General features: G+C 47.0%; 19 protein-coding genes. 7 read left to right on the top strand and 12 right to left on the bottom strand.

Translation table 11 applies throughout. The annotated features are described in order from the left end of the window. Positions 1-14: 14 nt before the first annotated feature. Positions 15-4613, top strand: coding sequence for a translocation/assembly module TamB domain-containing protein (locus LZG94_RS15440; RefSeq protein WP_233792747.1), 4599 nt, complete (start codon positions 15-17; stop codon positions 4611-4613). A gap of 4 nt (positions 4614-4617) precedes the next feature. On the opposite strand, the gene LZG94_RS15435 is transcribed toward LZG94_RS15440, so the two are convergent. Further along, complete coding sequence (locus tag LZG94_RS15435; RefSeq protein WP_233792746.1) at positions 4618-5010, bottom strand: hypothetical protein; 393 nt, start codon at positions 5008-5010, stop codon at positions 4618-4620. A 156-nt stretch (positions 5011-5166) separates the two neighbouring features. On the opposite strand from LZG94_RS15435, the gene LZG94_RS15430 reads away from it, so the two are divergent. The 3 genes from LZG94_RS15430 (at position 5167) to pafA (LZG94_RS15420) (ending at position 11445) form a co-directional block, all read left to right on the top strand. Then, positions 5167-7950, top strand: a complete 2784-nt coding sequence (locus tag LZG94_RS15430; RefSeq protein ID WP_409013297.1) for a M16 family metallopeptidase — start codon at positions 5167-5169, stop codon at positions 7948-7950. Between the two features lie 124 nt (positions 7951-8074). Further along, the gene (gene pafA / locus LZG94_RS15425) at positions 8075-9745 is read left to right on the top strand and encodes an alkaline phosphatase PafA (RefSeq protein ID WP_233792744.1); all 1671 of its coding nucleotides are present in this window, start codon (positions 8075-8077) and stop codon (positions 9743-9745) included. A 53-nt stretch (positions 9746-9798) separates the two neighbouring features. Beyond that, positions 9799-11445, top strand: coding sequence for an alkaline phosphatase PafA (gene pafA, locus LZG94_RS15420; protein WP_310589870.1), 1647 nt, complete (start codon positions 9799-9801; stop codon positions 11443-11445). A gap of 93 nt (positions 11446-11538) precedes the next feature. Here pafA (LZG94_RS15420) and LZG94_RS15415 read toward each other — a convergent pair whose 3' ends face one another. The 3 genes from LZG94_RS15415 to LZG94_RS15405 all read right to left on the bottom strand — a co-directional run bounded on the left by LZG94_RS15415 (position 11539) and on the right by LZG94_RS15405 (position 14181). Then, complete coding sequence (locus LZG94_RS15415; RefSeq protein WP_215234563.1) at positions 11539-11973, bottom strand: NfeD family protein; 435 nt, start codon at positions 11971-11973, stop codon at positions 11539-11541. A 1-nt stretch (position 11974) separates the two neighbouring features. Further along, a complete protein-coding gene (locus LZG94_RS15410; protein WP_233792743.1) occupies positions 11975-12892 on the bottom strand; it encodes an SPFH domain-containing protein in 918 nt (305 codons plus the stop codon). A 122-nt stretch (positions 12893-13014) separates the two neighbouring features. Beyond that, the gene (locus tag LZG94_RS15405) at positions 13015-14181 is read right to left on the bottom strand and encodes an acyl-CoA dehydrogenase family protein (RefSeq protein WP_233792742.1); all 1167 of its coding nucleotides are present in this window, start codon (positions 14179-14181) and stop codon (positions 13015-13017) included. A 211-nt stretch (positions 14182-14392) separates the two neighbouring features. On the opposite strand from LZG94_RS15405, the gene LZG94_RS15400 reads away from it, so the two are divergent. Beyond that, positions 14393-15709, top strand: coding sequence for a UDP-glucose/GDP-mannose dehydrogenase family protein (locus tag LZG94_RS15400; RefSeq protein WP_233792741.1), 1317 nt, complete (start codon positions 14393-14395; stop codon positions 15707-15709). 36 nt (positions 15710-15745) lie between these two features. Beyond that, positions 15746-16738, top strand: coding sequence for a UDP-glucuronic acid decarboxylase family protein (locus tag LZG94_RS15395; RefSeq protein WP_233792740.1), 993 nt, complete (start codon positions 15746-15748; stop codon positions 16736-16738). Positions 16739-16825: 87 nt separating this feature from the next. Here LZG94_RS15395 and LZG94_RS15390 read toward each other — a convergent pair whose 3' ends face one another. The 8 genes from LZG94_RS15390 to LZG94_RS15355 form a co-directional block, all read right to left on the bottom strand. After that, entirely contained in the window at positions 16826-17203 is a 378-nt protein-coding gene (locus LZG94_RS15390) for a hypothetical protein (RefSeq protein WP_233792739.1), read from the bottom strand. Positions 17204-17505: 302 nt separating this feature from the next. Continuing rightward, positions 17506-18747, bottom strand: a complete 1242-nt coding sequence (locus tag LZG94_RS15385) for an MFS transporter (protein ID WP_233792738.1) — start codon at positions 18745-18747, stop codon at positions 17506-17508. A gap of 98 nt (positions 18748-18845) precedes the next feature. Continuing rightward, positions 18846-19616, bottom strand: coding sequence for a 3-ketoacyl-ACP reductase (locus tag LZG94_RS15380; protein ID WP_233792737.1), 771 nt, complete (start codon positions 19614-19616; stop codon positions 18846-18848). Continuing rightward, positions 19613-20758, bottom strand: coding sequence for a Gfo/Idh/MocA family protein (locus LZG94_RS15375; RefSeq protein ID WP_233792736.1), 1146 nt, complete (start codon positions 20756-20758; stop codon positions 19613-19615). Before LZG94_RS15375 ends, LZG94_RS15380 begins: the two co-directional genes overlap by 4 nt. A gap of 41 nt (positions 20759-20799) precedes the next feature. Continuing rightward, entirely contained in the window at positions 20800-21624 is an 825-nt protein-coding gene (locus LZG94_RS15370; protein ID WP_233792735.1) for a sugar phosphate isomerase/epimerase, read from the bottom strand. Between the two features lie 155 nt (positions 21625-21779). Next, positions 21780-23162, bottom strand: coding sequence for a glycosyl hydrolase (locus LZG94_RS15365; protein WP_233792734.1), 1383 nt, complete (start codon positions 23160-23162; stop codon positions 21780-21782). An 87-nt stretch (positions 23163-23249) separates the two neighbouring features. Next, a complete protein-coding gene (locus LZG94_RS15360; RefSeq protein WP_233792733.1) occupies positions 23250-24176 on the bottom strand; it encodes an AraC family transcriptional regulator in 927 nt (308 codons plus the stop codon). After that, on the bottom strand, positions 24173-24733 hold the full coding sequence (locus LZG94_RS15355) for a DUF4126 domain-containing protein (protein ID WP_233792732.1): 561 nt from the start codon (positions 24731-24733) through the stop codon (positions 24173-24175). Before LZG94_RS15355 ends, LZG94_RS15360 begins: the two co-directional genes overlap by 4 nt. 138 nt (positions 24734-24871) lie before the next feature. Between LZG94_RS15355 and LZG94_RS15350 the strand changes: the two genes are divergently transcribed. Then, positions 24872-26647 (top strand): ABC transporter ATP-binding protein, encoded by a 1776-nt coding sequence (locus LZG94_RS15350; protein ID WP_233792731.1) that lies wholly within the window; start codon positions 24872-24874, stop codon positions 26645-26647. Positions 26648-26675 lie beyond the last annotated feature (28 nt).

Raw genomic sequence — 26675 nt, 5'->3', positions numbered from 1 at the left:
CGAAGCTGTCATATATGTTTAAATTCCTCAGGGCGTTCGGCAATGGTTTGATTGTGGTGATGATCTTCGCGCTGCTTGCGCTCGGTATCATGACCATTGCGCTCCAACTCCCCTCCGTGCAGACCTGGGCTGTGCAGACTGCCGCCGACAGGGTTTCAGAAAAGCTTGGCTATCCCATTACTATTCAGAAAGTTAATATCAAGTGGTTTGACGTAGTGTCGCTGGAAGGAGTTTCTGTAAAGGACACCAGCGATCAGGATATGATCGATGTCGGTCGCATTGACGTCAATCTTGATCTTGATTATATCATTAATAATTCTTCCAAAGAGATCTACCTGGATGAGGTAAATGTATTCCAGCCCAAAGTTCGGCTTGCGATCGTTCCTGAATCGGGTTACCTGAATATTGACGGCTTTATTGAGCGGATCAATGAGCTCACTGCGCCGAAAGTCCGCCGGCCGGCAAATGCACCTGAAAACAACATTCCTTTCATCATAGGCAGGTCGAAAGTGATCGACGGAACGTTCACTTACGACGATCCGCGCCAGCCCAGATACAAGGGCAAGCGCGTATTTGATTACTCACACTTCAAACTCAATCACCTTTACGGCGACCTGAAAAACTTTCTGGTGCAGGGAGATACCATTTCTTTTGTCGCCAAAAATATGAAAACGATCGATGTGCAAACCGGCCTGCAAATGCACGATCTGGATACGCGTTTTTTGTTTTGCCAAAAGAAAATGGAGCTGAAAGAACTGGACGCGCGCATTGGTAATTCCCGGTTGAAAGACGAGGTCATATTCTTCTACAACCGTTCGGGTGAGCTGGGAGATTTTAACCATAAGGTGAGGATGAAGGGGCATTTGGTCGGCAGCCACGTAGATTCGCGTGATCTCGGGCTGTTTTCAAGTTATGTCGATGCGCTGAATGAAACGTGGCAGATCTCGGGGGATTTTAATGGGAAGGTCGATGATTTTGTAGTGACAAATACGGATCTCCGGTTTGGGAATGGAAGCCGGCTGGCGGGAAGTCTGGGTTTTAAGGGCTTGCCTACGATCGAAGGTGTTCAGATGGATATCAAGCTTTCCGCTTCGAAGATTGAGCCGGCAGACATTGTTCAGTATTACCCCGAGTGGGATATGCATGCTACGCTGCAAAAATTCGGGTCGACGCTGCTGGACGGAAGTTTTAAAGGAACTCTGGAAGATTTTACGGTAGCTGCCAATGCATCTTCCGAGATGGGTGAAATAGCGGGCGACCTCGTTTTTCATATTGCCGATGCCCAATCAACTACCTATTCAGGGGAGGTAAAGACGCGCCGTTTCGAATTGGGTAAGTTACTGGATCAGGAAGAAACGTGGCAACAGCTTGATTTTGAGGGTAAAGTTTTTGGGAAAGGACTGGAATTGCAGTTCGCTTCTACGGATATGAATGCGCTGGTAGGCAGGGTAGGTTTTCGCAATTATGATTATAAGAATATCCGATTAAAGGGAAATCTTCAAAATCAGTATTTCAATGGCCTTGTAAGTACGAAAGATACCAACCTCGTGTTAAACCTGGAAGGCGAATTCGATCTCTCGAAGGCGCAAAATTCTTTTGATGTTCAGGGAGTTATTGAAAAAGCAAATCTGTCAGCACTTGGTTTTACAGCTGATCCGATCACATTGCGGACGCAGCTTAATGTAAATGTTTCCGGAAATACGGTAGATGAGCTGACTGGCGAAGCTAAGTTGTTGAATACCTATATGTTAATGACAAATCAGGATCGGAATCTTGTCATTGATACGCTCACTTTTTCATCACGGAAGAACGATCAGAACCGGATTTTGAAACTGGAAAGCGAGTTTCTTTCCGCCAAGGCACAGGGAGATTTTATGCCTACGCAATCGTGGAAAGATCTGGTGCGCTTAATGGATGAATATAAGCTTTACTTTTTTGAAACCGAAGCAAACCGGACGCAGTATTATGCGAGAAAGCCTGTTCAGTCGGTTCAGGACCGCTATCAGATCGAATATGATATTGAAACCAGAAACCTCTCCCGATTTCTCGCATTCCTGAACCCGGATATTTATGTATCTCCCGGAGCACGCGCCGAAGGTATTTTCAGAATGGATAATACAGCAATTCTAACCCTCAATGCAGCTTCTGACACGCTACGATATGGTACAAACCAGTTTGTAAACTCAGAACTGGACGTTACTACCTCCAAATTTGTAAACAATGCAGAGGTACTCGCTTCCATCCTGGTCACTTCCGGCCAGCAGCAAATGAGCGTACTGGTCCCGACCGAAAAGCTTGAAATGGAAGGAACCTGGGACGAAGATCATATTGATTTCAATGGTGCAGTACATCAGGTAAAAAGTACGAATAAGGCTAATCTGGCCGGGGAGATCCGCTTTCTGGCAGCGGGTTTTGATATTAGTTTCAAAGATTCTAAACTGAGCCTGCTGGATGAAGAATGGGCTGTGCCTTCGCAAAGCCTGATATCCATCGCGGGAAGAGAGGTTTCTTTGTCTAATGTTGGGTTGGTGAGCGGGAAACAGCGCATTTTCGTCAGTGGCACAGCTTCGGAAAATCCGGAAAAGAGTATGTTGCTGGATATTAAGAACTTTCGTTTGAATAGTCTGAACGAAGTCTTAACTACAAAACTGGCAGGTATTATGGACGGTTCTGCCAGGATCAAAGATGTTTACAATAGTGTGATCCTGGATGCAAGTTTCAATGTGGAAAGTCTGGGTTACTCGCAATACGAATTCGGTAATTTGTCGGGTACCGGGGACTGGGACCAGATTACCAGCGAACTGCAAATCGATGCGCAACTCAGCAAAAATGCGCGGCGGGTATTCAACCTGATCGGCTCCTACCGGCCAAAACTGGATGAGAATACGCTTAACCTGAAAGCGATCTTTAATCACATCGATTTCAAAGCGCTCGAACCGTTTGCCGAGGGACTGGTATCTGATATTGGCGGCAGCGCTCAGGGGACTGTGACCATTAAAGGCAAGGTCGATGCGCCGGTACTGGAAGGCTCGCTGATGGTGGAGCAGGGACGGATGAAATTTGACTATTTACAGTCTGTATTCCAGTTTAATGACAAGATCAATTTTACAGAAAGTGAAATTACCGTGAATAATATCACAGTGACCGACGGCGACGGTAATACAGCTTCTGTTCGCGGCGGGGTGTTTCACGATAGCTTTAAATATTTCTCGCTGGGCTTCAACGCCGATCTGCGGAATTTTAAAATCTTGAATACGAACGCAAAAGACAACAGCATTTTTTACGGCACAGCTTATGTAACCGGCCCCGTCGCGGTTTTTGGACCTATTAATAACCTGAATATCGAGGCGAACGTAAGCAGTAACAAAGGCACGAAGATCTATATTCCGCTCGATGGGGCAACCGAGGTTGCGACGCAGGATTATATTCAGTTTGTAAGTAAGTTACCGGCCGCAGACAGTTCAGCTACCAGCAGTTCCGATTCGCTGAGCCGCAGCCAGGTCGCGGGTGGTATTAAGATGGACTTCAATTTCAATCTCACACCTGATGCGACCTGCGAGATCATTTTCGACAGGCAAACGGGCGACATTTTAAGGGGGAATGGATCCGGCAGACTGAGCCTGAACATTGATACCCAGGGAGATTTTACAATGGCGGGCACGTACGAGATCGAGCGTGGCGAATACAATTTCACATTGCAGAATGTGATCAATAAGAAATTCAGTATTAAGCCGGGCAGCCGCATTGTGTGGTCCGGCGATCCTTATGGGGCGATTCTGGATGTGAAAGCGGGTTATACGCAGCTCGTTTCTCTTGCGGGCGTTTTGCCGAATACCAGCACTTTAACCACCACCAATGATGCACTTTCGAGGCGATATCCGGTGGAAGTGACGATCGGTTTGTCGGAAAGATTGATGTCGCCTCTGATCCGGTATGATCTCAAAATACTGGATAACCCGTCTTTAAATACCTATCGCGGGCAGCTTGAAGCATTTCAGAACAAACTGAAATCCGACGAGCAGGAATTGAGCCGGCAGGTCAGTAGTTTGCTCGTAGTAAATCAGCTTTTGCCGGAAACCAGCCTTGCGACGGTTGGCAGCCAGAATTTCCTGGGCAGCAGTATCAGCGAGCTCGTTTCGAACCAGATCAGCCGGTGGGCTTCGGGGATTAATGAGAACCTGGAAGTAGGTGTTTCGGGTTTGTCGCTGGACCAGAATGCATTGAATAACCTGCAATTGCGCTTTTCTTACCGTTTTTTGAATGACCGGTTCAGGGTTACGCGAGACGGGCGTTTTACTTCCGGAGCACAAAATCAAACGGGCGCTACCGCGTACGATGCGGTTAGTTTATTGGGGGAATGGACGCTGGAATATTGGCTGAACAGCCGGGGATCGGTGAGAGTGAAAGCTTATAACCGGAATGTCCAGAATCCGCTTTCGCTTAATAATACGGTGACGACGGGCGGGGTAAGTATGCAATTTACACGCAGCTTCAACCGATTCAATCCGATAACAAAACCTTCGGTAACCATTCCATACGTGATTCCGGCGGATTCTTCGCGCCAGGATACTACTGCCAAAAAGATGATTTCGGAGAAGAGTTCTTCGCGTTAATGCCTCATTCTCCCCGGTACCTTACTGCCAGCCCGCTCAGAATATATCCCTCTTTTTTAACACTTGTATAATACTTGTAGGTCACATTGATCAGTGCATCGGCGCCTATTTTCTGTGCTTTGATAACCAGTCTTGCCGTGAGCAGCTCTTTCGTTTTGGCGTCGTTTCCGCGGTACATCATTCTCCGGTCCTGCGTCTGGCGGTCGGTGAGCGTATCTTCGCTGGTTATTTCCACCACACCTATTTCTGAGTAGGGCCGCTCCACCGGCTGGTTTTCATACAATACTTCAATCGGATATTTGGTATTTGAGGAAATAGGGATACCACTTGAACAGCCGTTTAAAACTGCGGCAGAAATAGCAAGTAAAAGGAAACTGAGGATTTTATTGAACGTCATTATTCTTTAAACTGATTTTAAAACATATACTCATAAAGGTTTGCAAAATGTTGCAAATGCCTGCTCGTACCATTTATCCAAAACCCATTGTTTCGCGATATATTCTGAAGTATTTTCAAGCATTGTAAATCTAATCCAATTCATTCTGATATGGTCATGAATTCTAAAAGAAAGATGGTCAGTGTGATGCTGGCTGCACTATTGGCGGTTCCGGCGCTCGCACAAACGCTGCCGAAGGGGGTTACCAAGGTCACTTCGGTGGAGGGTATCACCGAATACAACCTGGAAAACGGCCTGAAAGTGCTGATGTTTCCCGATCCTTCCAAGGCGACGATCACGGTGAACGTTACGTATCTGGTAGGCTCCCGGCACGAGGGTTATGGTGAAACGGGAATGGCGCATTTACTGGAACACCTTGTATTTAAAGGTTCTCCCAAGCACCCCAATATCCCCCAGGAACTGACCGAGCACGGCGCCCGCCCCAACGGTACGACCTGGTACGACCGCACCAACTATTTTGAGACTTTTTCAGCCAGCGAAGAAAACCTGAAATGGGCGCTGGACCTGGAATCCGACAGAATGGTGAATTCTTTTATAGCGAAAAAAGACCTTGACAGTGAATTTAGTGTAGTCAGGAATGAATTTGAATCGGGAGAAAACAGTCCTTTTGATGTGTTGATGGAGCGTGTGATCTCCGGGGCTTACCTGTGGCACAACTATGGGAAATCTACAATCGGAAACCGTTCAGACATTGAGCGCGTGCCGATAGAAAATTTACAGGCATTTTATAAAAAATATTACCAGCCCGACAACGCAGTGGTAACTGTGGCAGGTAAGGTAGATGAAGCGAAGACGATTGCGATGGTCAATGAGTATTTTGGTAAAATACCTAAACCAACGCGCGTACTGCCAAAATCCTACACGGCGGAGCCTATTCAGGACGGTGAGCGGTTTGTGGAGCTGAAACGTACCGGCGACGTGCAGTTTTTGATGGCGCTTTACCATATTATGCCCGGCTCACATGCAGATTATCCTGCGATGGAAGTACTTACGGAGCTGCTCACCACCGAGCCGAACGGAAGATTGTACAAAAACCTGGTTGAAAGCAAAAAGGCTTCTTCCCAGTTTGGTTACAGCTTCCAGCTCTACGATCCGGGTTTCGTGCTTTTCGGGGCGGAAATATTGAAGGAAAAATCTCTGGACGAAGCAAAACAGGCATTGGTTGCAACACTCGATTCTGCTGCGATCCTGAAACCTTCCGCCGAGGATGTAGAGCGCGCCAAAACGACTATTCTGAAAAACTGGGACCTGGAATTTAGGAATTCAGAGCGGGTAGGATTGAGTATCAGCGAATCGATTGCGACGGGTGACTGGCGGCTGGCTTTTATTTTCCGGGACAATATCCGGAAGGTAACTCCCGAAGATGTTTTTAAAGTAGGTCAGCATTATTTCAAACCTTCAAACCGGACGCTGGGAACATTTATGCCCGACGCGAAACCGGTGAGAGCTGAAATTCCTGAGGCACCTAATGTGCAGGAATTGGTGAAAAATTACAAAGGAGAGGCCGTAGTAGCGGAGGGAGAGGCATTTGATCCTTCGCCAGCGAATGTAGAAACGAGGACTGCGAGAACCGAAAAGGCGAATACGATTGAAACTGCGTTTTTACCCAAGACAACAAGGGGAAATGTAGTTGCTGCCCGCATTACGCTGCGTTACGGAGACGAAAAAAGCCTGATGAACAAAGCAGCGATCTCGGATCTGACCGGCTCTATGCTTGATAAAGGTACCAAAACGAAAACACGCCAGCAGATCAAAGACGAATTCGACAAGCTGAAAGCGAGAGTTAGTTTCTTCGGTGCAAATAATCAGGCTGGTGCGAACATTGAAACCACAAAAGAAAACCTGCCGGCTGTTTTGAAACTGGTAGCGGAAGTTTTGAAAACACCTGCATTCGATGAAAATGAATTTGAAAAACTGAAACAGGAAGAACTGGCGGGTATTGAATCCCAGCGCAGCGAGCCGCAGATGATTGCATTCAATCAATACCGGAGGATCACGAATCCTTACCCGAAAAGCGACATTCGCTATGTAGGTACTTTTGATGAAGATGTGGAGAGCATTAAATCGACTACAATCGACCAGATCAAGGCATTTCATAAAGATTTTTACGGTGCGAATAATGCATCGGCAACGATCGTGGGTGATTTTGACAAAGCGGCCGCGGAGAAGATCATTAATGCGGAGTTTGGTAACTGGAAAAGCGCGAAACCGTTTACGCGCATCGCCTCTCCTTACCAGGTTGTAAAAGCAGAAAACAAAGCATTGGAAACACCCGATAAGGCGAATGCAATGTTTGTAGCCGGAATGGGAATGCCTTTGCAGGATACGGATCCGGATTATCCCGCGCTAATCATGGGTAACTATATGCTGGGCGGCGGCTTTCTCAACTCCCGGCTTGCAACGCGGATCAGGCAAAAAGACGGACTGAGCTACGGCGTCGGTTCGCAATTCTCTGCGAGCTCGCTGGACAAGAGCGGTACTTTCATGTCGTATGCGATTTATGCACCCGAAAACGCTCAAAAACTCGAAGCTGCTTTCAAGGAAGAGATCGAGAAAGCTTTGAAAGACGGTTTTACAGCGGAGGAATTGAAGGCCGCAAAGTCGGGTTATCTGCAGTCGCGTCAGGTGGCGAGGTCGCAGGATGCGTCGCTGGCCAATACGCTGACCAACAATTTGTACCTGAACCGGACGATGCAGTGGGACGCTGATTTTGAGAAAAAAATCGCCGAACTGACGCCGGAGCAGATCAAGTCGGCATTTAACAAGCATATTGACTATAATAAGCTTGTGATCATCAAGGCTGGTGATTTTGAAAAGTCGAAAAAAGGAGCGCCTGCCACAGGTGCGCCGGCCCAGCTGGGAGGAAGTGAGAAAAAATAGAATGTTGTAAAAAACTGATCAGAAAAGCCGGTTGCAAATTGCGCCGGTTTTTCTGCTTTACAAGGCTTACATTTCTAACTTTGCCAAATCTTCTTAAAACTCTCAGTACCGAAAGGAATTGCTCATGAAATGTATTCAGTCCGTCGTTCTCGCGCTTTTATTTGCGGGGATATCCAATATGCCGGCGCATAGCCAGGCCAAAACAAAAACTCCTGCACCGTCCGCGAAACTTGCCCGCCCGAAGCTCGTTGTGGGTATTATGGTGGACCAGATGCGCTACGATTATTTGTACCGCTATTATGATAAATACAAGGAAGGCGGTTTGAAAAGGCTGATGAACGATGGTTTCAACTGTCGCAATAACCACTACCAATATGCGCTGACCGTCACTGCGGCGGGGCACTCGGCTGTGTACACAGGTTCGCTGCCGGCGATCAACGGGATTATCGGAAATGAATGGTATGATAAGGCTCTGAAAAAGGGAGTGTATTGTACCGAAGACAATACAGTAGCTACGGTTGGGAGCAGTAATGTTACCGTTGGAAAAATGTCGCCGCGCAATTTGCTCGTGAGCACAGTAACCGACCAGCTGCGGATCGCGACCAATTTCCGCTCCAAAACGATCGGTGTCGCTATTAAAGACCGGGCGTCGATATTACCGGCTGGTCACGCAGCGAGTGGTGCCTATTGGTTTGATTCAAAAACAGGGAATTTCGTGACAAGTACCTATTATATGGAATCGCTTCCAAAGTGGGTAACTGATTATAACAACCTCAAAAAGCCTGCCGAATATGCTGGAAAAGGCTGGACTACCATGTTCCCGATTGACCAATATACACAAAGCAGCAAAGATGATGCGATTTGGGAAGGTAAGCTTAGTACCAATGATAAAACCGTGTTTCCCCACGATCTGGTGGGCAACGCGGGTGATGCATTCGGCCCGGTGATCACTTCGCCCTGGGGAAATACATTGACCAAGGAAATGGCGATAGCGGCGATTAAAGGGGAGAATCTTGGAAAAGGAGCAGATACTGATTTTCTGGCTGTCAGCTTTTCTTCCCCTGATCGCATTGGTCACACTTTTGGTCCAAATTCAGTGGAGCAGGAGGATAATTACATTAAAATGGATCAGGAGTTTGCCGATTTCTTCCAATTCCTTGACAGCTGGGCTGGAAAGGGGAATTATACCGTTTTCCTGACGGCAGACCACGGAGCCGCCGATGTTCCAGGTTTTTGGCAGGATCACAAATTGCCCGCCGGAACGATGACCGGGACTATTCTAACCCGCGCAATTGTAAAATCCCTGAATGATGCATTCGGCGAGGCAGAGTACATATCGGGATTTGAGAATTATCAGATCTATTTTGATAACAAGGTGATGAAAGAGAAAAAGGTCACAGTTGCGGATGCTTTTCCGGTGATTCGAGAAGCTGTGCTGGCCGTGCACGGAGTGGCGGACGTGATCAACCTGACTGATATTGGAAGAGCTCCCTTGAATACGTATCAACTGGAATTATACAAAAACAATATTAATGCAAGAAGGAGCGGGGACTTGCAGCTGATCATGCAGCCAGGCTGGTTTGCCTCCACTTTCGCCACCGGCACCGACCACGGTACACCCTATAATTACGATACGCATGTACCATTTTTGCTTTATGGTTGGGGTGTAAATAAGGGCGAAACGCTGCGCAGGACCACTATTGCCGATATTGCACCTACGATCGCGGCATTGCTGCACATTCTGCCGCCAAGCGGAAACGTGGGTAACCCGGTTGAGGAAGCTTTAAAAAAGTAGAATAGCATTGAAGAAGTTCTTTTGAATACCATTTTAATCTAAATCCTTTAAGAGTGAAAAAAATTATCCTGTGCCTGCTGGTAGCCTTTGCGGCGAATGCGCAAACTGCGAAGAAAGCGGTAACTAAACCAAGTACCATCGCCCGCCCCAAATTGGTTGTTGGGATTGTAGTGGATCAAATGCGCTACGATTACCTGTACCGGTATTATGATTCCTATACCGAAGGTGGATTCAAGCGAATGTTGAATGAGGGTTTTAATTGCAGAAATAATCACTACCCCTACGCGCTGACTGTTACCGCTGCGGGTCACGCTTCGGTGTATACCGGCTCAGTGCCTGCGATCAATGGTGTCGTCGGCAATGAATGGTATGATCCTATTGCAAAACAGGAGGTTTATTGTGTAGAAGATAGTACTGTCAAAACGGTTGGCAGCGCCACTGGCAGTGTTGGGAAAATGTCCCCTAAAAATCTTTTAACCAGTACTATTACCGACCAATTGCGCATTGCAACCAACTTCCGCTCGAAAACGGTTGGTGTTGCGATTAAAGACAGAGGGTCGATATTGCCTGCCGGGCACACGGCGAATGCGGCTTACTGGTTTGACTCTAAAACAGGTAACTGGGTGAGCAGTACCTTTTATATGGATGATCTGCCGCAGTGGGCAAAGGATTACAATGCGAAGAAAATGCCTTCTGAATACCTGAAAAAAGGGTGGGACCTGCTATTATCTGCTGATAGTTACGGACAAAGTTCTCCGGACGATGTAGCCTGGGAAGGTAAGTTGCCCGGCTCCCAAAAACCTGTTTTTCCTTACGATCTGGCGGGTTTGGCCGGGGACGCATTTGGCGTGGTAACCGATACGCCGTGGGGCAATACGATCACCAAAGAGATGGCGATTGAGGCTGTTAAGGGTGAAAAACTTGGAAAAGGCGCCGAAACGGATTTTCTGGCGATCAGTTTTTCTTCTCCTGACAAGATCGGGCACAGGGTAGGGCCCAATTCAGTTGAGCAGCAGGATGATTACCTCCGCCTCGACCGCGAGCTGGCCGATCTGTTCAATTTCCTGGACGGATATGTGGGCAAAGGCCAGTATACCGTATTTCTGACAGCCGATCACGGCGTTGTGGATGTACCCGGTTTTGCGGCCGAGCATAAGTTACCATCAGGATTAGTGGACAGGAAAGTGCTGACAAAGACCGTAACGGAGGCTTTAAATGAAGCTTTTGGAAAAGAAAAATACATTGTAAGTACAGCTAACAACCAGTTGTACCTGGATCATAAATTGTTAAAAACTAAAAAGCTGACAGTTGCTTCTGTAGCGCAGGTTGTGCGGGAAGCTGCATTGACCGTTCCCGGGATCGCCGATGTGATCGACCTGACGGATATGGGCAAAGCGCCGCTGAATACGTACCAGCTAGAACTGTATAAGAATAATGTGAATGCAAAGCGCAGCGGGGATATTCAGATACTGGCACTGCCGGGCTGGTTTTATGGGACATTCACCGGTACCTCTCACGGAACACCGTACAATTACGACACGCAGGTTCCATTCGTACTTTTTGGCTGGGGTGTAAATAAAGGGGAGACGCTAAAACGCACCTATGTTTCGGACATCGCGCCTACGATCGCTGCATTGCTGCATATTCTGCCTGGTAGCGGGAATGTAGGAAATGCGGTTGAGGAGGCTTTGAAGAAGTGAGTTGGCTGTTGTTTAGCTGTTAGCGTTTAGCTGTTAGCCTTTAGCGAAAACTAATAGCTAATAGCTAACGGCTAACAGCTAATAGCTAACAGCTCACGATTCTTCAACAATCAAAACAATACCCTCTGTCTTTTTGATTACTACCTTACTTCCGGCCGGAATGGAACTGTGGTTATTAGCCAGCGCCTTCCATTCTGCGCCGCGGTAGTAAATTTTTCCTTCTCCGTCGTTGGGTATATCCTTGATCACCATCGCTGTTTCTCCCACAAACTCCGTATAACCCGAGTTGCCGGTACGATCAAGCAATTTTCGGGCGTGTTTGCGGAGTACCAACAACGAAACCAGCGAGATTGCTGAGAATGCGAGGATCTGACTTTCGGTGGTGGGCAATATGCCTATCACGGTTAGTAACGAAGTCAGCAAAGCTCCGATCGCAAAGAATACGAATACCAGTAAAACACTTACCAGTTCCGCCAGGAGCATAATCAGTCCGACGATAAGCCATATTTGTGGCAACGATAAGTCCATACTATTTTTTCGGTTCTGATGATTTAACAACAGTCAGCGCGGTGGCGATCAGGGAACTGATATCTCCTAAATTAGCCGGCAATATCAGCGTATTTCCTGCTTTGGCCAGTTTGCCAAACTGCTCCACGTAATTGTCAGCAACCTTCAACTGAACAGCTTCGAGACCGCCCGGCGTATTAATAGCATTTGCCACAAGCCTGATACTTTCAGCAGTAGCCTCGGCTACCGACCGAAGTGCGGCAGCTTCTCCTTCCGCTTCATTAATCTGCCGTAATCGCAAACCTTCCGATTCTAAAACTGCTTTCTGTTTCTGGCCTTCCGCCACATTCACCGCAGCCTGCTTTTCACCATCCGATTGCAGGATCACAGCCCTCCGCTCACGTTCCGCCTGCATTTGTTTTTCCATGGCGTTCAAAACGCTTTGTGGCGGCGTAATATTTTTGATCTCATATCTTAAAACTTTTACACCCCAGCCAATAGCAGCTTCGTCGATGGATTCTACAACCGCCCGGTTGATCGTCATACGTTCTTCAAATGTTTTGTCCAGATCCAGTTTTCCTATTTCGCTCCGCATGGTGGTCTGCGCCAGCTGGATCACTGCAAAAGAGTGATCTGCAATACCGTAAGCCGCTTTTTTAGGATCAATCACCTGAATAAAAATGACACCGTCCATCCGTACCTGCACATTGTCCCTTGTGATACAGATCTGCTCCGGAATGTCTATTGCGGTTTCCTTTAACGTGTATTTGTACGCGATCCGGTCGAAGAAAGGGATAATGAAATTGATTCCCGGCTGAAGTACTGCATCAAATTTGCCCAATCGTTCAAGTATATAGGCGGTCTGTTGCGGGACTACCTTGACGGTCATCAGGACCGTTAAAACCACGAGCACCAGCAATACAATCAGAGAAGTCGTCATAACACGTCAGATTAGGTTCAATGCGAAAATAGCCATTCCGGGATAGGGTTGCAACGGTTCTTGTATCAATGCCCGAGAAAGTTGCCTGCCGGTTACCTGAGAGGATGGGTGGTTTCAGGTTGTTAATCTTTTAATATTTCTTTTGATATTACCATTTTCTGAATTTCACTGGTTCCTTCACCTATTGTGCAAAGCTTGCTGTCGCGGTAGAATTTCTCCGCCGGATAATCCTTTACATATCCATAGCCGCCAAATATCTGTACCGCTTCATTAGCAACCCGAACCGCCGTTTCGGAAGCATGGTATTTAGCGACAGCACTCGGTAGCGTCACTTTTTGCCCTGCATCTTTTAAATCACCCGCGTGAAATGTAAGTAAAGTAGAAGCCTGAATATCCGTATACATATCCGCGAGCTTGAATGCAATAGCTTGAAAATCAGATATTGACTTGCCAAATTGTTTTCGCTCTTTTGAATAGGCCAGCGCAGCTTCGTAGGCGCCCAATGCAGTTCCGATTGATAATGCGGCGATTGATATTCTCCCTCCGTCGAGCACTTTCAGGGATTGTATAAATCCATCACCAATCTCACCGAGTCTTTGACTGTCAGGAATGTGACAATCTTCAAAGATCAGTTCCACCGTCTCGGAGGCACGCATTCCTAGCTTATCTTCCTTGCGGCCAGCCGTGAAGCCTTTCGTGCCTTTTTCAATAATGAATGCGGTGGCACCATGTTTGTCGCCGGGCTCGCCCGTTCTTGTGATCAGCACAGTAACGTCGCCCGTTTTTCCGTTGGTAATGAAATTTTTAGAACCGTTAATAATCCATCCGTCGCCGCTTCTCACTGCTGTTGTACGCATATTGCCGGCATCCGAGCCGGTATTTGGTTCGGTTAATCCCCACGCACCCACAAACTCACCGGTTGCCAGTTTCGGTAAGTAGGTTTGTTTTTGAGTTTCATTGCCAAACATGCAAATGTGATTGGTACACAACGAGTTGTGCGCAGCCATAGACAGCCCGACTGACGGATCTACCTTTGACAATGCGATGATTGCGGTAACATACTCTTTGTAGCCAAGTGCCGAGCCGCCATATTCCTCCGGCACCAGCATTCCCATTAAACCCAAATCACCTAATTGGTTGAAGATTTCCCGTGGGAAAAATTGCTGTTCGTCCCACACCCTGATGTTGGGCCGGATCTGTGTGGCCGCGAAGTCGCGTACGGTTTCCTGGATGAGCTTGCAGGTCTCTTCTCTTTGCGCGTGTGTTAACTCTGAATCTCTGGTCTCCATATTGTTGATGATTATCTTTGAATTAATCAATGATAATGAGAATTAGATAAATACGCTAGCCATATACGAACAAATCGGCGCCCGTTCGGTGAACATTCATTGAAAAAAATTACTTTTGCAACCGGTTGCGTTGTTCGTACTTGAATAAATCCAATCCAGCACTTAATTAGAATTACTCACGGTATAGGTTATATAACAATTATCACATTTTATGAAAATCGCAGTTGTAGGAACAGGTTATGTTGGTTTGGTTACAGGTACTTGCTTCGCCGAAACAGGCAACCAGGTTACATGTGTCGACATTGATGTCAGGAAAGTTGAGATGTTGCAGAGAGGGGAGATCCCGATCTACGAGCCGGGATTGGATGTGCTTTTCGATCGTAACGTTGCGGAAGGTCGTTTGATTTTTACTACTGACCTTGTTGAAGGGATCAAAGGAGCTGAGGTTATTTTCCTAGCATTACCAACTCCTCCGGGCGAAGACGGTTCTGCCGACCTTAAATATATATTGAAAGTAGCCGACGATCTGGGTCCTATTCTGGAACAATATGCGGTGATCGTTGATAAAAGTACTGTTCCTGTGGGAACAGCTGAGAAAGTAAGCGCGGCGATCGCTAAAAATGCGAAAATTGATTTCGACGTTGTATCCAATCCTGAATTTTTGAGAGAAGGTGTGGCGGTTGAAGATTTCATGAAGCCTGATCGTGTTGTGGTTGGAACTACTTCCAGCAAGGCTAAAAAAGTAATGGAGAAATTGTACGCTCCTCTGGTAAGACAGGGTAATCCGGTTATTTTCATGGACGAACGTTCAGCTGAAATGACCAAATATGCGGCCAACTCTTTCCTTGCCATGAAAATTACCTTCATGAATGAGATCGCTAACCTTTGCGAAAAAGTAGGCGCGAATGTAGATGATATCCGTCGTGGTATTGGTACCGACAGCCGCATCGGCAAGCGTTTCCTTTTTGCAGGTATCGGTTACGGCGGAAGCTGCTTCCCGAAAGATGTTCAGGCTTTGGCCAAGACTTCCAAAGACTATAACTACGACTTCCGCATCCTACAATCAGTAATGGATGTAAATGATGATCAGAAGAAGAAATTGCTTCCGATGATCGAAGAATATTTCGGCGGAGACCTGAAAGGTAAAACGATCGCTGTGTGGGGATTGGCTTTCAAACCTTATACCGACGATATCCGCGAAGCACCTGCATTGGAGAATATCGAAGCATTCCTAGCAGCTGGCGCAAATGTGACTGTTTACGATCCGGAGGCGATGAACAACGTGAAAGCGATATTGGGCGACAAGGTTACGTTCTGCCACACACCTTATGCGGCACTGGATGATGCGGATGCACTGGCTATCTTCACGGAATGGCCGCAGTTCCGTACACCTGAATTTGAGAAAATGGGTAAGTTGCTTAAAAATCGGGTAATTTTTGACGGAAGAAATCTTTACGAATTGGATCAGATCCGTGAAATGGGTTACACCTATTACAGCATCGGTCGCGAGAAAGTGGTACCGGCCTGATCAACAATTGTTTAAATCAAACTTAGCTCATTCTTAATGAAACGTGTATTAATTACCGGGGCCGCAGGTTTTCTAGGCTCACATCTTTGCGAACGGTTTTTGAAGGAAGGAATGTATGTGATCGGAATGGATAACCTGATTACAGGCGATATGCGCAATATCGAACATCTGATGCCGAACCCTAATTTTGAGTTCAATCATCACGATGTTACCAAATACGTGCATATTCCCGGCGAGCTGGACTATATCATGCACTTTGCATCTCCCGCCAGCCCGATCGACTACCTTAAAATCCCGATCCAGACGCTGAAAGTTGGAGCTATGGGAACGCACAACCTGCTTGGGCTAGCCCGTGTGAAAAAAGCGCGGTTCATTATTGCCTCTACTTCGGAAGTTTACGGTGACCCGCTAGTACATCCGCAAACGGAAGATTACTGGGGCCACGTGAATCCGATCGGCCCGCGCGGTTGCTACGACGAAGCGAAGCGCTACCAGGAAGCAATTACAATGGCATATCACCGCTACCATGATCTGGAAACGCGGATTGTAAGGATATTTAATACCTATGGACCAAGAATGCGCCTCAATGACGGACGCGTACTTCCGGCATTCATCGGCCAGGCTCTGCGCGGCGAGGATATCACCGTTTTTGGTGACGGATCTCAAACCCGGTCTTTCTGTTATGTGGATGATCTGGTTGAAGGTATTTATCGTCTGTTGATGAGCGACTACTCGCTTCCAGTCAACATTGGTAACCCTGGTGAGATCACGATCGGTCAGTTTGCGGAAGAAATTATCAAACTGACAGGTACCAATCAAAAAGTGGTTTACAAACCGCTTCCGCAGGATGATCCGAAACAACGCCAGCCAGACATTACCAAAGCGAGAGAAATATTAGGCTGGGAGCCGAAAGTTTCACGCGAGGAAGGTTTACGCATTACTTACGACTACTTCCGCAGTCTGCCAAACGAAAGGCTTTACGAAGAAGCTAATCACAGAGGATTTGAAGGATTCAGCGCTGAGAAATAGCCAGCAATCAGAATTTAGCTTGATATAAAAAAACATCCCGGGATTCAGAGCCCGGGATGTTTTTTGGTTTTAAGCTTGAAAAAAGACTTATTTCACTGTCACAATGCGCTCTACTTTTTCTTCTGATAGTTGGAAAGTTTTTGATTGAACGTCTTTTCCGCTGATAACGTCCAGTTTGTATTGACCAGCTTCCATGCTATCCAGATTCAGGGTGCGACCGAATTTTTGTTGATTTTTACCAACTGTTTCGCGGTATACGACATCTCCGTTTTCATTTTTAAGCAATAAAACTGTGTTGCAGTCAGCATTGCTCTTGTCTACCAAAACGTTGATCTTACCTGCTTTGGTTGGATAAATACCTGTTCCCAGGGCTGTTTTTTTAGTTTCTTTGTCTTCTGCGTTTGCAGTGAAACCAGCTGCTACGAATGCGAATGCTAATGCGAAAATTTTGAATGAAGTTTTCATGGCTATTTATGTTTATGGCTGTTGTTTTTGGTTTGATTTTCTTTTTTGTCCCTGAGGACATAACAAAGGTGCGGCTAAACCGGGTACTATGTATAACAAAGTACAGGAGTGGGGATTTTAGGTAAATGAATGGTTGATATCTTTCATGAGTAATTGAGTGGTTAAATGATGCGGACTTATTTTTGATCTAATGATGTCTGTGCGAGCTGAAAGTTGCACGTCTGTTTGTTAATAACTGTTAAAAAAAATGGCCGTCCGCGATGCAGACAGCCATTTATTGGTAAGACAATTATTTGCCGGAACTATTCTTTCTCGATAAAGTCCATGTCTTTTGTGAATGTTTCCTCCAAATAATACAAGGCTAATAAGGCTACCGCAGAAGTAGCAACGCCGATTACCAGCGCACTTTGGATTACGCCCAGATCAGGTTTGAAGCTGACGAACAATGCCGCCAACGGAATTGTGGCGCCGCGTACAAAGTTCGGTACCGTAGTCGCGACGGTTGCGCGTAGGTTGGTCCCGAAAAGCTCGGCTGCGATGGTGATAAACAAAGTCCAGTATCCATTGCAGAAGCCAAGTAGCCCGCAGAGCAGGTAAAATGAGAAAAGATCTGTCATCGGGATCAACAGATACCCTACTACCATCGCCAGTGAAAGGAGAATAAAAAGCCGGATCACCTTCTTTCTGCTTTTTAGATACTGACTTAATAACCCACTCACAATATCCCCGCCTACTTGTCCCGAAAATGCGATCATTACCGCTTTTCCTGCATTTATCCCTATAATACCTTTTGCTGCGCCGAATTCTGGGGAAAAAGTGATCAGGATCCCGACCACAAACCAGATCGGCAGCCCAACCAGGATCGCCATCATATATTTGCCGAATCGCTTTCCGTTGGTCAGGATCATCATAATATTACCCCGGTCCACCGCCTTTTCCTTCACGTGCTTGAACATCCCGGACTCAAATACATTGAACCGCAGCACCAGCAGTAACAAGCCCATTCCACCGCCCACGAAATAGGAGATCCGCCAGGCGAACATATCTGCGACAAAATAGGCGAGAATAGCCCCCATTACGCCAAGTGTCGCGACCAGCGTAGTTCCATAGCCGCGTATTTCCTTGGGCAGCACCTCTGTTACCAACGTAATACCGGCCCCAAGCTCGCCCGCAAGACCCACGCCAGCAATAAAGCGAAGGATTGCATATTGGTCGAGCGAGGTGACGAAACCATTACCGATATTGGCGAGGGAATACATGATAATTGAACCAAAAAGTACCGAAAGGCGGCCTTTTTTATCTGCAATAACTCCCCACAAAACGCCACCGATCAGCATACCGGCCATTTGATAATTGAGCAGGGTAATTCCTTCGGTAAGTAACTGATCATCGGGCACATTCAAGGCTTTCAAACTCGGAACGCGCACTACGCTAAATAAAAACAGGTCGTACATATCGACCAGGTAACCCAGCGCCGCCACGATAACCGGCACTTGCATTAGCTGCGAAAAAAGAGAAGGACGGGAAGTAGGAAGTTCGGACATTTTGGGAGCTTTTAGCTATTAGCAGTTAGCCTTTAGCTATTGTGAATAATTATCAAAGACAATACTTAAAAGCTAATAGCTAACAGCTAATAGCCCAATCACAATCTATCAATCAGCATCCCTCCGTCCACACCGATCACCTGGCCGGTGGAGTAGGGGAAATCGCCCCGGGTTAAGGAGGCTACCGCTTTACCTACGTCGTCGGGGGTGCCCCAGCGGGGCTGTAATGCAATGCCGCTCTGGAACAGGTTATCGTATTTTTCCTGGACTTTGAATGTCATATCTGTCGATATAATGCCTGGCCGGATTTCGAAAACGGGGATATTAAATTCGGCCATTCTCACGGCAAAAAGCAGATTTGTCATCGCCAGTCCCGCCTTCGAAACGCAGTATTCTCCACGATTCACAGAAGCGACCGTCGCTGAAATGGACGTTACAAAAATGATCGTCGCTTCGAAAGCGTGGTTAGTCTGCTTGGTATGCGCCATTCTTCTTGCAATAGCCTGCGTGAAGAAAAACGGTCCCTGCAAGTTGGTCGTCATTACTTCCTCATAATTCTCAATGGTAGTTTCAAGAATGTCAAGCCGCACGCGCGGAGCGATTCCCGCGTTATTAACCAGAATATTGATCTCCCCAAGAACAGAATATGCTTTTTCAATAATTTCCTCACGGTCAGCGGCTGAGGCAATACTTCCCTGGCAGTAAACTACTTCAGCGCCAATGCTTCTCAGTTCGTCCAACGCTTCGGTAACGCTATCTTCATCGCGTACGCCGTTGATCGCCAGGTTATACCCTTCTTTGGCCAATGCTTTTGCAATACCAAAACCAATTCCGCGGCTTCCTCCCGTAATCAGAGCGGTCTTTTTCATAGTTCCTCAATATCAACCCAGGCGCGTTTTGCCCAGCTTTCCAAACCTTTTTCCGCCAATTGTACGCCTCTTGCACCTGCTTTCAGATCCCAGGGGAATGGGGTATCCTTTACAATATGTTTCAAGAAAAGCTCCCACTGTGCCTTGAATGCATTATCAAATAATTCTTGCTCAGGTACTTTAGACCAGCCGTCAAAAAATGGAATTGGTTGTGCGATATCCGGGTTCCAGACTGGCTTTGGCGTGTTTCCGTAATGCTGAATATGGCAATCGCGCAAGCCGGCCACTGCCGAACCGTGCGTTCCGTCGACCTGTAATGTCAAAAGGTCGTCGCGGCGCACGCGTACTGTCCATGAGGAGTTGAATTGCGCGATCACGTCGCCTTCCAGCTCGAAAGTCGCGTAGCAGGCATCGTCGGCTGTTGCTTTGTATGGGTTACCATTTTCGTCGATACGCTCCGGAATATGTGTGGCACCAAGGCAGGAAACTGATTTGACTTTTCCAAAAAGGTTATCCAGTACATATCGCCAGTGGCAGAGCATATCTACGATAATACCGCCGTCATCTTCCTTACGATAATTCCACGAAGGCCGCTGGGCAGGGATACTGTGCCCTTCGAAAACCCAGTAGCCGAATTCGCCGCGCACGGAAAGGATCTTTCCGAAAAATCCGTTTTCCATTAAACGCTTTAATTTCAGCATTCCCGGCAGCCAGAGTTTATCTTGGACCACACCGTTTTTTAAACCAGCAGCTGTCGCCAGTTCATACAGCTCCAATGCTTCCTCGGTAGTAGTACCGGTCGGTTTTTCACAATAAATATGCTTTCCTGCCAAAATCGCTTTCTTCACCGCAGCAGCGCGGCGGCCTGTAACCTGAGCGTCGAAATAAATGTGATAATTGGGGTCGGATAATATTGAATCCAGGTCGGTGGTGTACTTCTGTACGCCCGATTGCTTGCAAAGTGCCTGCAATTTGGATTCGTTCCTGCCCACCAGAATAGGGTCCGGCATGATCACTTCGTCCGCCGAAATCTTTACACCACCTTGTTCTCTTATTGCTTTGATCGAGCGCAGTAAATGCTGGTTCGTTCCCATGCGGCCGGTTACGCCGTTCATGATAATGCCGATGTTATGTGTAGTCATTGTAGTAAGCTTTTGGCTGTTAGCTATTAGCAGTTAGTCTTTTATACTGTTTTCAAAAATGCATTTGTGATCTCTTTCAGGAAAATGTTCTGGTCTTTGGCCCAGTGGATATTTGAAAATATTTCTACTTCACAAAATCCATTGAATCCTGTCGCTTCCACCCAGCTTCTGATCTTTTTCAGGTCAATGCAGCCTTCGCCCATCAAGCCGCGGTCGTTGAGGAGATCGATGGTATTCACTTTCCAGTCGCAGACGTGATAGGCTAGTAAGTTGCCATTTGCGCCGCATCTTGCAATTTCTCTTTCTAGATCTCCGTCCCACCACAAGTGGTAAACGTCCACGGCAACTCCGACGAAAGGTGATTTGAAGTACTCCGCCAGATCATTCGCCTGCGCCAGGGTATTAATCGCCGAGCGGTCGGCGGCATACATGGGATGCAGCGGCTCGATGGCCAGTTTTACATTCAGTTTTTCGGCAAGCGGCAATATCGCCTGAATACCTTCTTTGATCTGCTCCCGCGACTTTTCGAGGGACTGATCGGGCGAGGCTCCGCAAACAAGTACGATCATCGGCGCGCCCAAAGCTGCGGCTTCTTCAAGCAGTTTTTTATTATGATCGATCGCCTGCGCTCTGCCTGCGCTGCTCGCATGCGGAAAAAAACCGCCGCGCACGTAGGAAACGATTTCAAGTCCGGCAGCCCGGATCAGCTCTCCGGCATGTCGAGGACCGATCCGTTCTATTGAACTCTGCCAGACGCTTATTCCTTTGACCCCAGCCGCCGCATACTTCTCCACCGCCTCCGAAAGTTCCCAGGGCTTCGTAGTAATAGAATGAATGCAGCAGCGGTCGAGTGTTATGTTTTCCAATTTTGAATATCCTTTGATTTGTTAAGCACGGTAAGAATCCGAGTCATTTGTTGTCACGTGTGGTCACTAATGGTCATTTATTGTTCAACAATATTTACAATTAATGACAATCAATGACGATTAATGACAACCAATGACCTAACCCACCAGTCCACTCATTTCACTGCTCCCAGATAACTATAATAAGGCAACCCTTCATTAATCCGGTGGAGATAAAGCGCAACTTCTCTAGCGTGGTAATCTCCCCACATGCTCGATTCGCCGCAGGGTATTTTCTGACCTGCGGGTACATTATCCCAGCCATTTGGGCGGTGGTAGATCGAATGCAAAATGAGTCCCTGGTGAGTTGGATCGGTAGATAAATAGGGCTCGGCGAAAAGCGAATCGACTGCGGTTAAGCCCGCCTGCCAGTATTTTTTACCTTCTTCCTGCTGACCTTTTGCTTCCAGGTATTTACCCAGTCTCAACAAACCTTGCGCACCGATTGCAGCGGCTGAGCTGTCGATTGGCTCGAAGTCATTGTAAGGATCAGAGGTACGGGTTGTGTAATCGCCGAGTTTGTGGATTTGCGGCGCGCCGGTATCCCAGTAAGGTATTCCGTCGGCTGCTGTATTTTCAATGTAAAAGTCGCAGGTAGCTTTGGCGGCCTTTAAATATATCTTTTCAATTTCCTCCCGGCCGCCCAGTGGAGCAAGTTCTTCATTTTTAAAGCTGGAAAGCGATTCCAGTTGCTCTGCGAAACCGACCATTGCCCAGGCTAGTCCGCGTGTCCAGGTTGTGAAGCCTGAAAACCCTTGCTGGGAGTTGGGGCAGCGGTAATTGCCGTCATTGGTATTAAAAACGCTTTCGTGCGCCGTGCGTCCCCACAGATCGTAGCTGTCGCGGCCTTCGCCGTAGTAGACTGAATAGCTGGCAGTAGCGATAGAATGCAAGGTGCCTCGTTCGAGCAGGCTGGTTTTGATATCATTTTCCCCCATTAAGCTGTGCCCCATTAAATGCGAAACCATCAATGCACGAACCGAGCGGATCGTATCAACAAATAAAGAATGCGGTCCGTTAAAAGAGTGGATATAACCCTGGCCATTTTTAGTGTTGGTCCAGCGCTTTGCCTGCACAGCTCCCGATATTTTTAAAGCAATTTCATAAAAGTTGCGCTCCCAGCCACTTTCCGCAATGCGACCTTCATTCATCAACCTCAAAAGATTGCCATAAGTACTTACATTGTTGAAACCGTGATCATGAACCCCAAAGTGGCCTACGTGTGAGGCCATATAATTGACGGTATTCTTTTTGGCAGATTCCAAATAAGTAGTATCGCCGGTTGCATCAAACTGCAAAACTTCCGCGCCATATTGAAACCCCTGCGTCCATTCTGTCCAGCCCCTGAGCGTGTATTTTCCATTGACGGTAAATACGGGCGTGCCTTTCGAGTTGTCGTATTCCTTGTTGATGAGGTCGATTTTCTCGGCGGAAAGCTGCCAGAGTTTTTCGATTTTTGGTTGAAGCGCCGCGGCGGTAAGGTCGTTCCTAATCTGCATAATATCCGGATAGTATTATTTAGTATTTTAAATATAGGATAATACAAAGATATAATGGCCAAAAAGTCAGATCAAGGTACAAATCGGCTAATGGATGGTACTTTTCCGTACTTGATCCCGGTATTCGTTTGGGGTAAGTCCGGTTTTCTTTTTAAATATCCGGCTGAAATAGGAAGGGTCGTCGAGGTGAATATGGTAGGCTATTTCCTTGCTGCTCAAACTGGTAAAGACCAACAAGCGTTTTGCTTCGAGCAGCAGTTTGTCAAGAATATATTCCTGCGAAGGGGTACCAAGGTATTTTTTGGTGATTTTACTTAAATAGTCGGGAGATACTGCCAGCGCATTTGCATATTGCTGTACCTCATGCATTTGCCGGAAATTCTTTTCCACTAACTCCTGGAACCTGCCCACGAGTTCAGGAAGTGTCTGTGTTCCTGCGTCTTCCGGCTGCACATTGCGCTGACTCAACAATGCGCATTTTTGTAAAAACACACCTAAATATTTCCCAATCAATGCCTGATCCGCGTCTTCGTTCAAGTGGTCGGAAACCATATTTTCCAGGATATTATGGAAATAGCGTTTCTCGGTGTCAGATAGTGTAATAATAGGTTGTCGACGCGCTGGCTGGAAAAAAGGCAGCTGCGAAAGCGGTTGACCAACGGGATTATAAAACGTGTAAAAATCTTCGGAAAATGCGACGATGAAGCCTTGGAAAGAACTGGAAAAAGTAAGCAAATGCACCTGTCCGGGCGTCAGAAAATGTACATCCGCTCCCTGGACTGTGTAAGAGTGAAAATCGATCTCATGAAAACCCTGACCTTCTTCCACAAAAAGAATCTCATAATAAGTGTGGCGGTGCGGGGTGTCGGTAGGCAGGGGAGTAATGGGCAGCGGGATTGCGGCCTCGCGGTTGATCTCAATGCTGTTTTTAAATCGGAATATCTTTAATGCAGGAACCTGACTGGGTGTTTTCGGCAGTGAATGAATAGGTATTGCGTCTGACACTGGAATCATGAGCTGCGTTTTTTCAATTTCGACAGTTTCTTGAAAAGCCAGAAAAACAGCAAACCTACCAGCGCAATTGCAATAATCGGGAGGAAAATAGCGAGTCCTGAAATAGTGAAGGACGCGACATTCTCTGCGGTCGAGACAACCGGATTTCCTAGCCCGGCAGTCGTTTTGGAAGATAATAACCGCAATGCGCCGGTCCCGAGCTGGACAATGCCTGCCGTGCCGCCGCCGATGATCAGTCCGAGGCCCCAATGGATCACCGGGCTGTCGATCTCGATGACGGACGTAGTTAGGAGAGTGCCCGCGATCACCGCCGCCGGGGTTGCAATTGTATCAAGCAGATTGTCGACGAAAGGAATGTAATAACCGCCTATTTCGAGGATAGTGGCGCTCAGAAGCGCAAAAAAAGCTGGCCAGGTTGTGAGCCAGGCGAACTGCTCTCCCGGTGTGATCCAACCGTTCATAGCCGCGATATTGGCGAGGAGCATTGGCATAAATACCCTGAAACCGCAGCTCGCGCTGAGGCCGATCCCCAGACAAATACTTAGAAACAGCTCCATTCAGTTTGTGATGATACGATGCAGGTATTCAGAAAGATACACCCGGCAGGGCAGTTTTTTCAAATCGTTGGTGACATTTTTTAGTTTTACTTTGTTGACCAAGAACACCAGTCAAGAACCAATCCAAACCAATACCAGGTGAATCAGGAAACCAAAAGCGGCCAGATATTCGATCTACCTACATTAAGACGTTTATATACTTTCGTTCGTCCCTATGAAAAGCAGTTTTATCTGCTGATCGGAATTATTTTATTGAATGCCCTCCTTGCGCCGCTTACTCCGGTTTTAATAAAATATACAATTGATACTCCGATTGCTACCGGCGACTACAAGCAGCTGACTATCATGCTGATCGTAATGGTGATCGTGACGATTTTTCAGGGTATTGCTCAATTCTGGAATACCTATATGTCGGGCTGGCTGGGGCAATACATTATCCGGGATATTCGCGTAGAGCTTTACCAGAAGATCATCGGTTTGCGGTTGAAATTTTTCGACAATACACCGATAGGGCGACTGGTAACCCGCACGATTTCAGACGTGGAAACACTTTCGAATGTATTCAGCGACGGCATGGCGGCTATTGCGGGAGATATTTTGCAACTGATCCTGATCATCGCGGTCATGTTTTATATGGACTGGAAATTGTCTCTGATCAGCTTGTCGATGATTCCGCTGATGCTGATCTGTACCTACATTTTTAAGGAAAAAATCAAAGACTCATTCAATGAAGTGCGGGCGGCTGTTTCTAATCTGAACTCGTTTGTTCAGGAGCATTTGACGGGAATGGGCATTGTGCAGATTTTCAGCAGTGAGGATATTGAGTATAAAAAATTTCGGGAGATCAATAAAGTGCACCGCAATGCGAACATCCGGTCAATCTTGTATTACTCTATCTATTTCCCGGTTGCCGATGTGATCGCTGCTGCAGGTACCGGTTTGGTAGTGTGGTACGGATCAAAGCAGATACTTGAAAGTGAGGTGACGTTTGGTACGGTAACTGCATTTGTGATGTTTATCAACCTCTTCTTCCGCCCGATCCGCCAGCTTGCCGACCGTTTTAATACGCTGCAAATGGGGATCGTGAGCACAGACCGTATTTTGAAAGTACTCGACAGCGAAGAATATACCTCCAACGAGGGCACTTATGATCCGCCGCTGATCAAAGGTAATGTCGACTTTAAAAACGTCTGGTTCGCCTATAATCACGAGGAGTATGTATTAAAGGATATCAATTTCAGTGTAAAGGAAGGTGAAACGATCGCACTTGTGGGAGCGACTGGCGCCGGTAAGTCTTCCATTATCAATCTGCTGACCCGGTTTTACGATATAAACAAAGGCAATATCTATGTAGATGGGGTAGAAGTGCACGAGTTCGAATTGAATGCACTTCGCCGGCATATCGGGATTGTGTTACAGGATGTTTTCCTCTTTTCGGATACGATTGAAAACAATATCCGCCTGGGAGATTCTTCCATTACACATGAAAAGATAGTGGAAGCGGCTAAGCTGGTTGGCGTGCACGATTTCATTGAAAGACTGCCCGGTGGCTACACTTATAATGTAATGGAGCGCGGCGCGACGCTTTCTGTTGGCCAGCGTCAGCTTATCTCTTTCGTGCGGGCAATGGTTCACGAACCTAAGATCATCGTTTTGGATGAAGCGACGAGCTCGGTAGATAGCGAGACGGAAGAGCTGATCCAGCACGCGATCGAAACACTCATGAAAGGCCGGACTGCGATCGTTATCGCGCACAGGTTATCGACGATCCAAGAAGCCGACAAGATCATTGTCGTTGACAAAGGGCAGATCGTCGAGGAAGGAAACCACGAGCAGTTGCTTGAAAAAGAAGGTTTCTACGCCAATCTTTATCGAATGCAGTATAAAGAAGTTCACAAGATTGGTACCATTTAGCTAGTTGTTGGTGACAACACCAACAAGG

Source organism: Dyadobacter sp. CY343 (assembly GCF_021390335.1).
GTDB lineage: Bacteria > Bacteroidota > Bacteroidia > Cytophagales > Spirosomataceae > Dyadobacter.
This window is presented reverse-complemented; position numbering and strand designations above follow the sequence as displayed.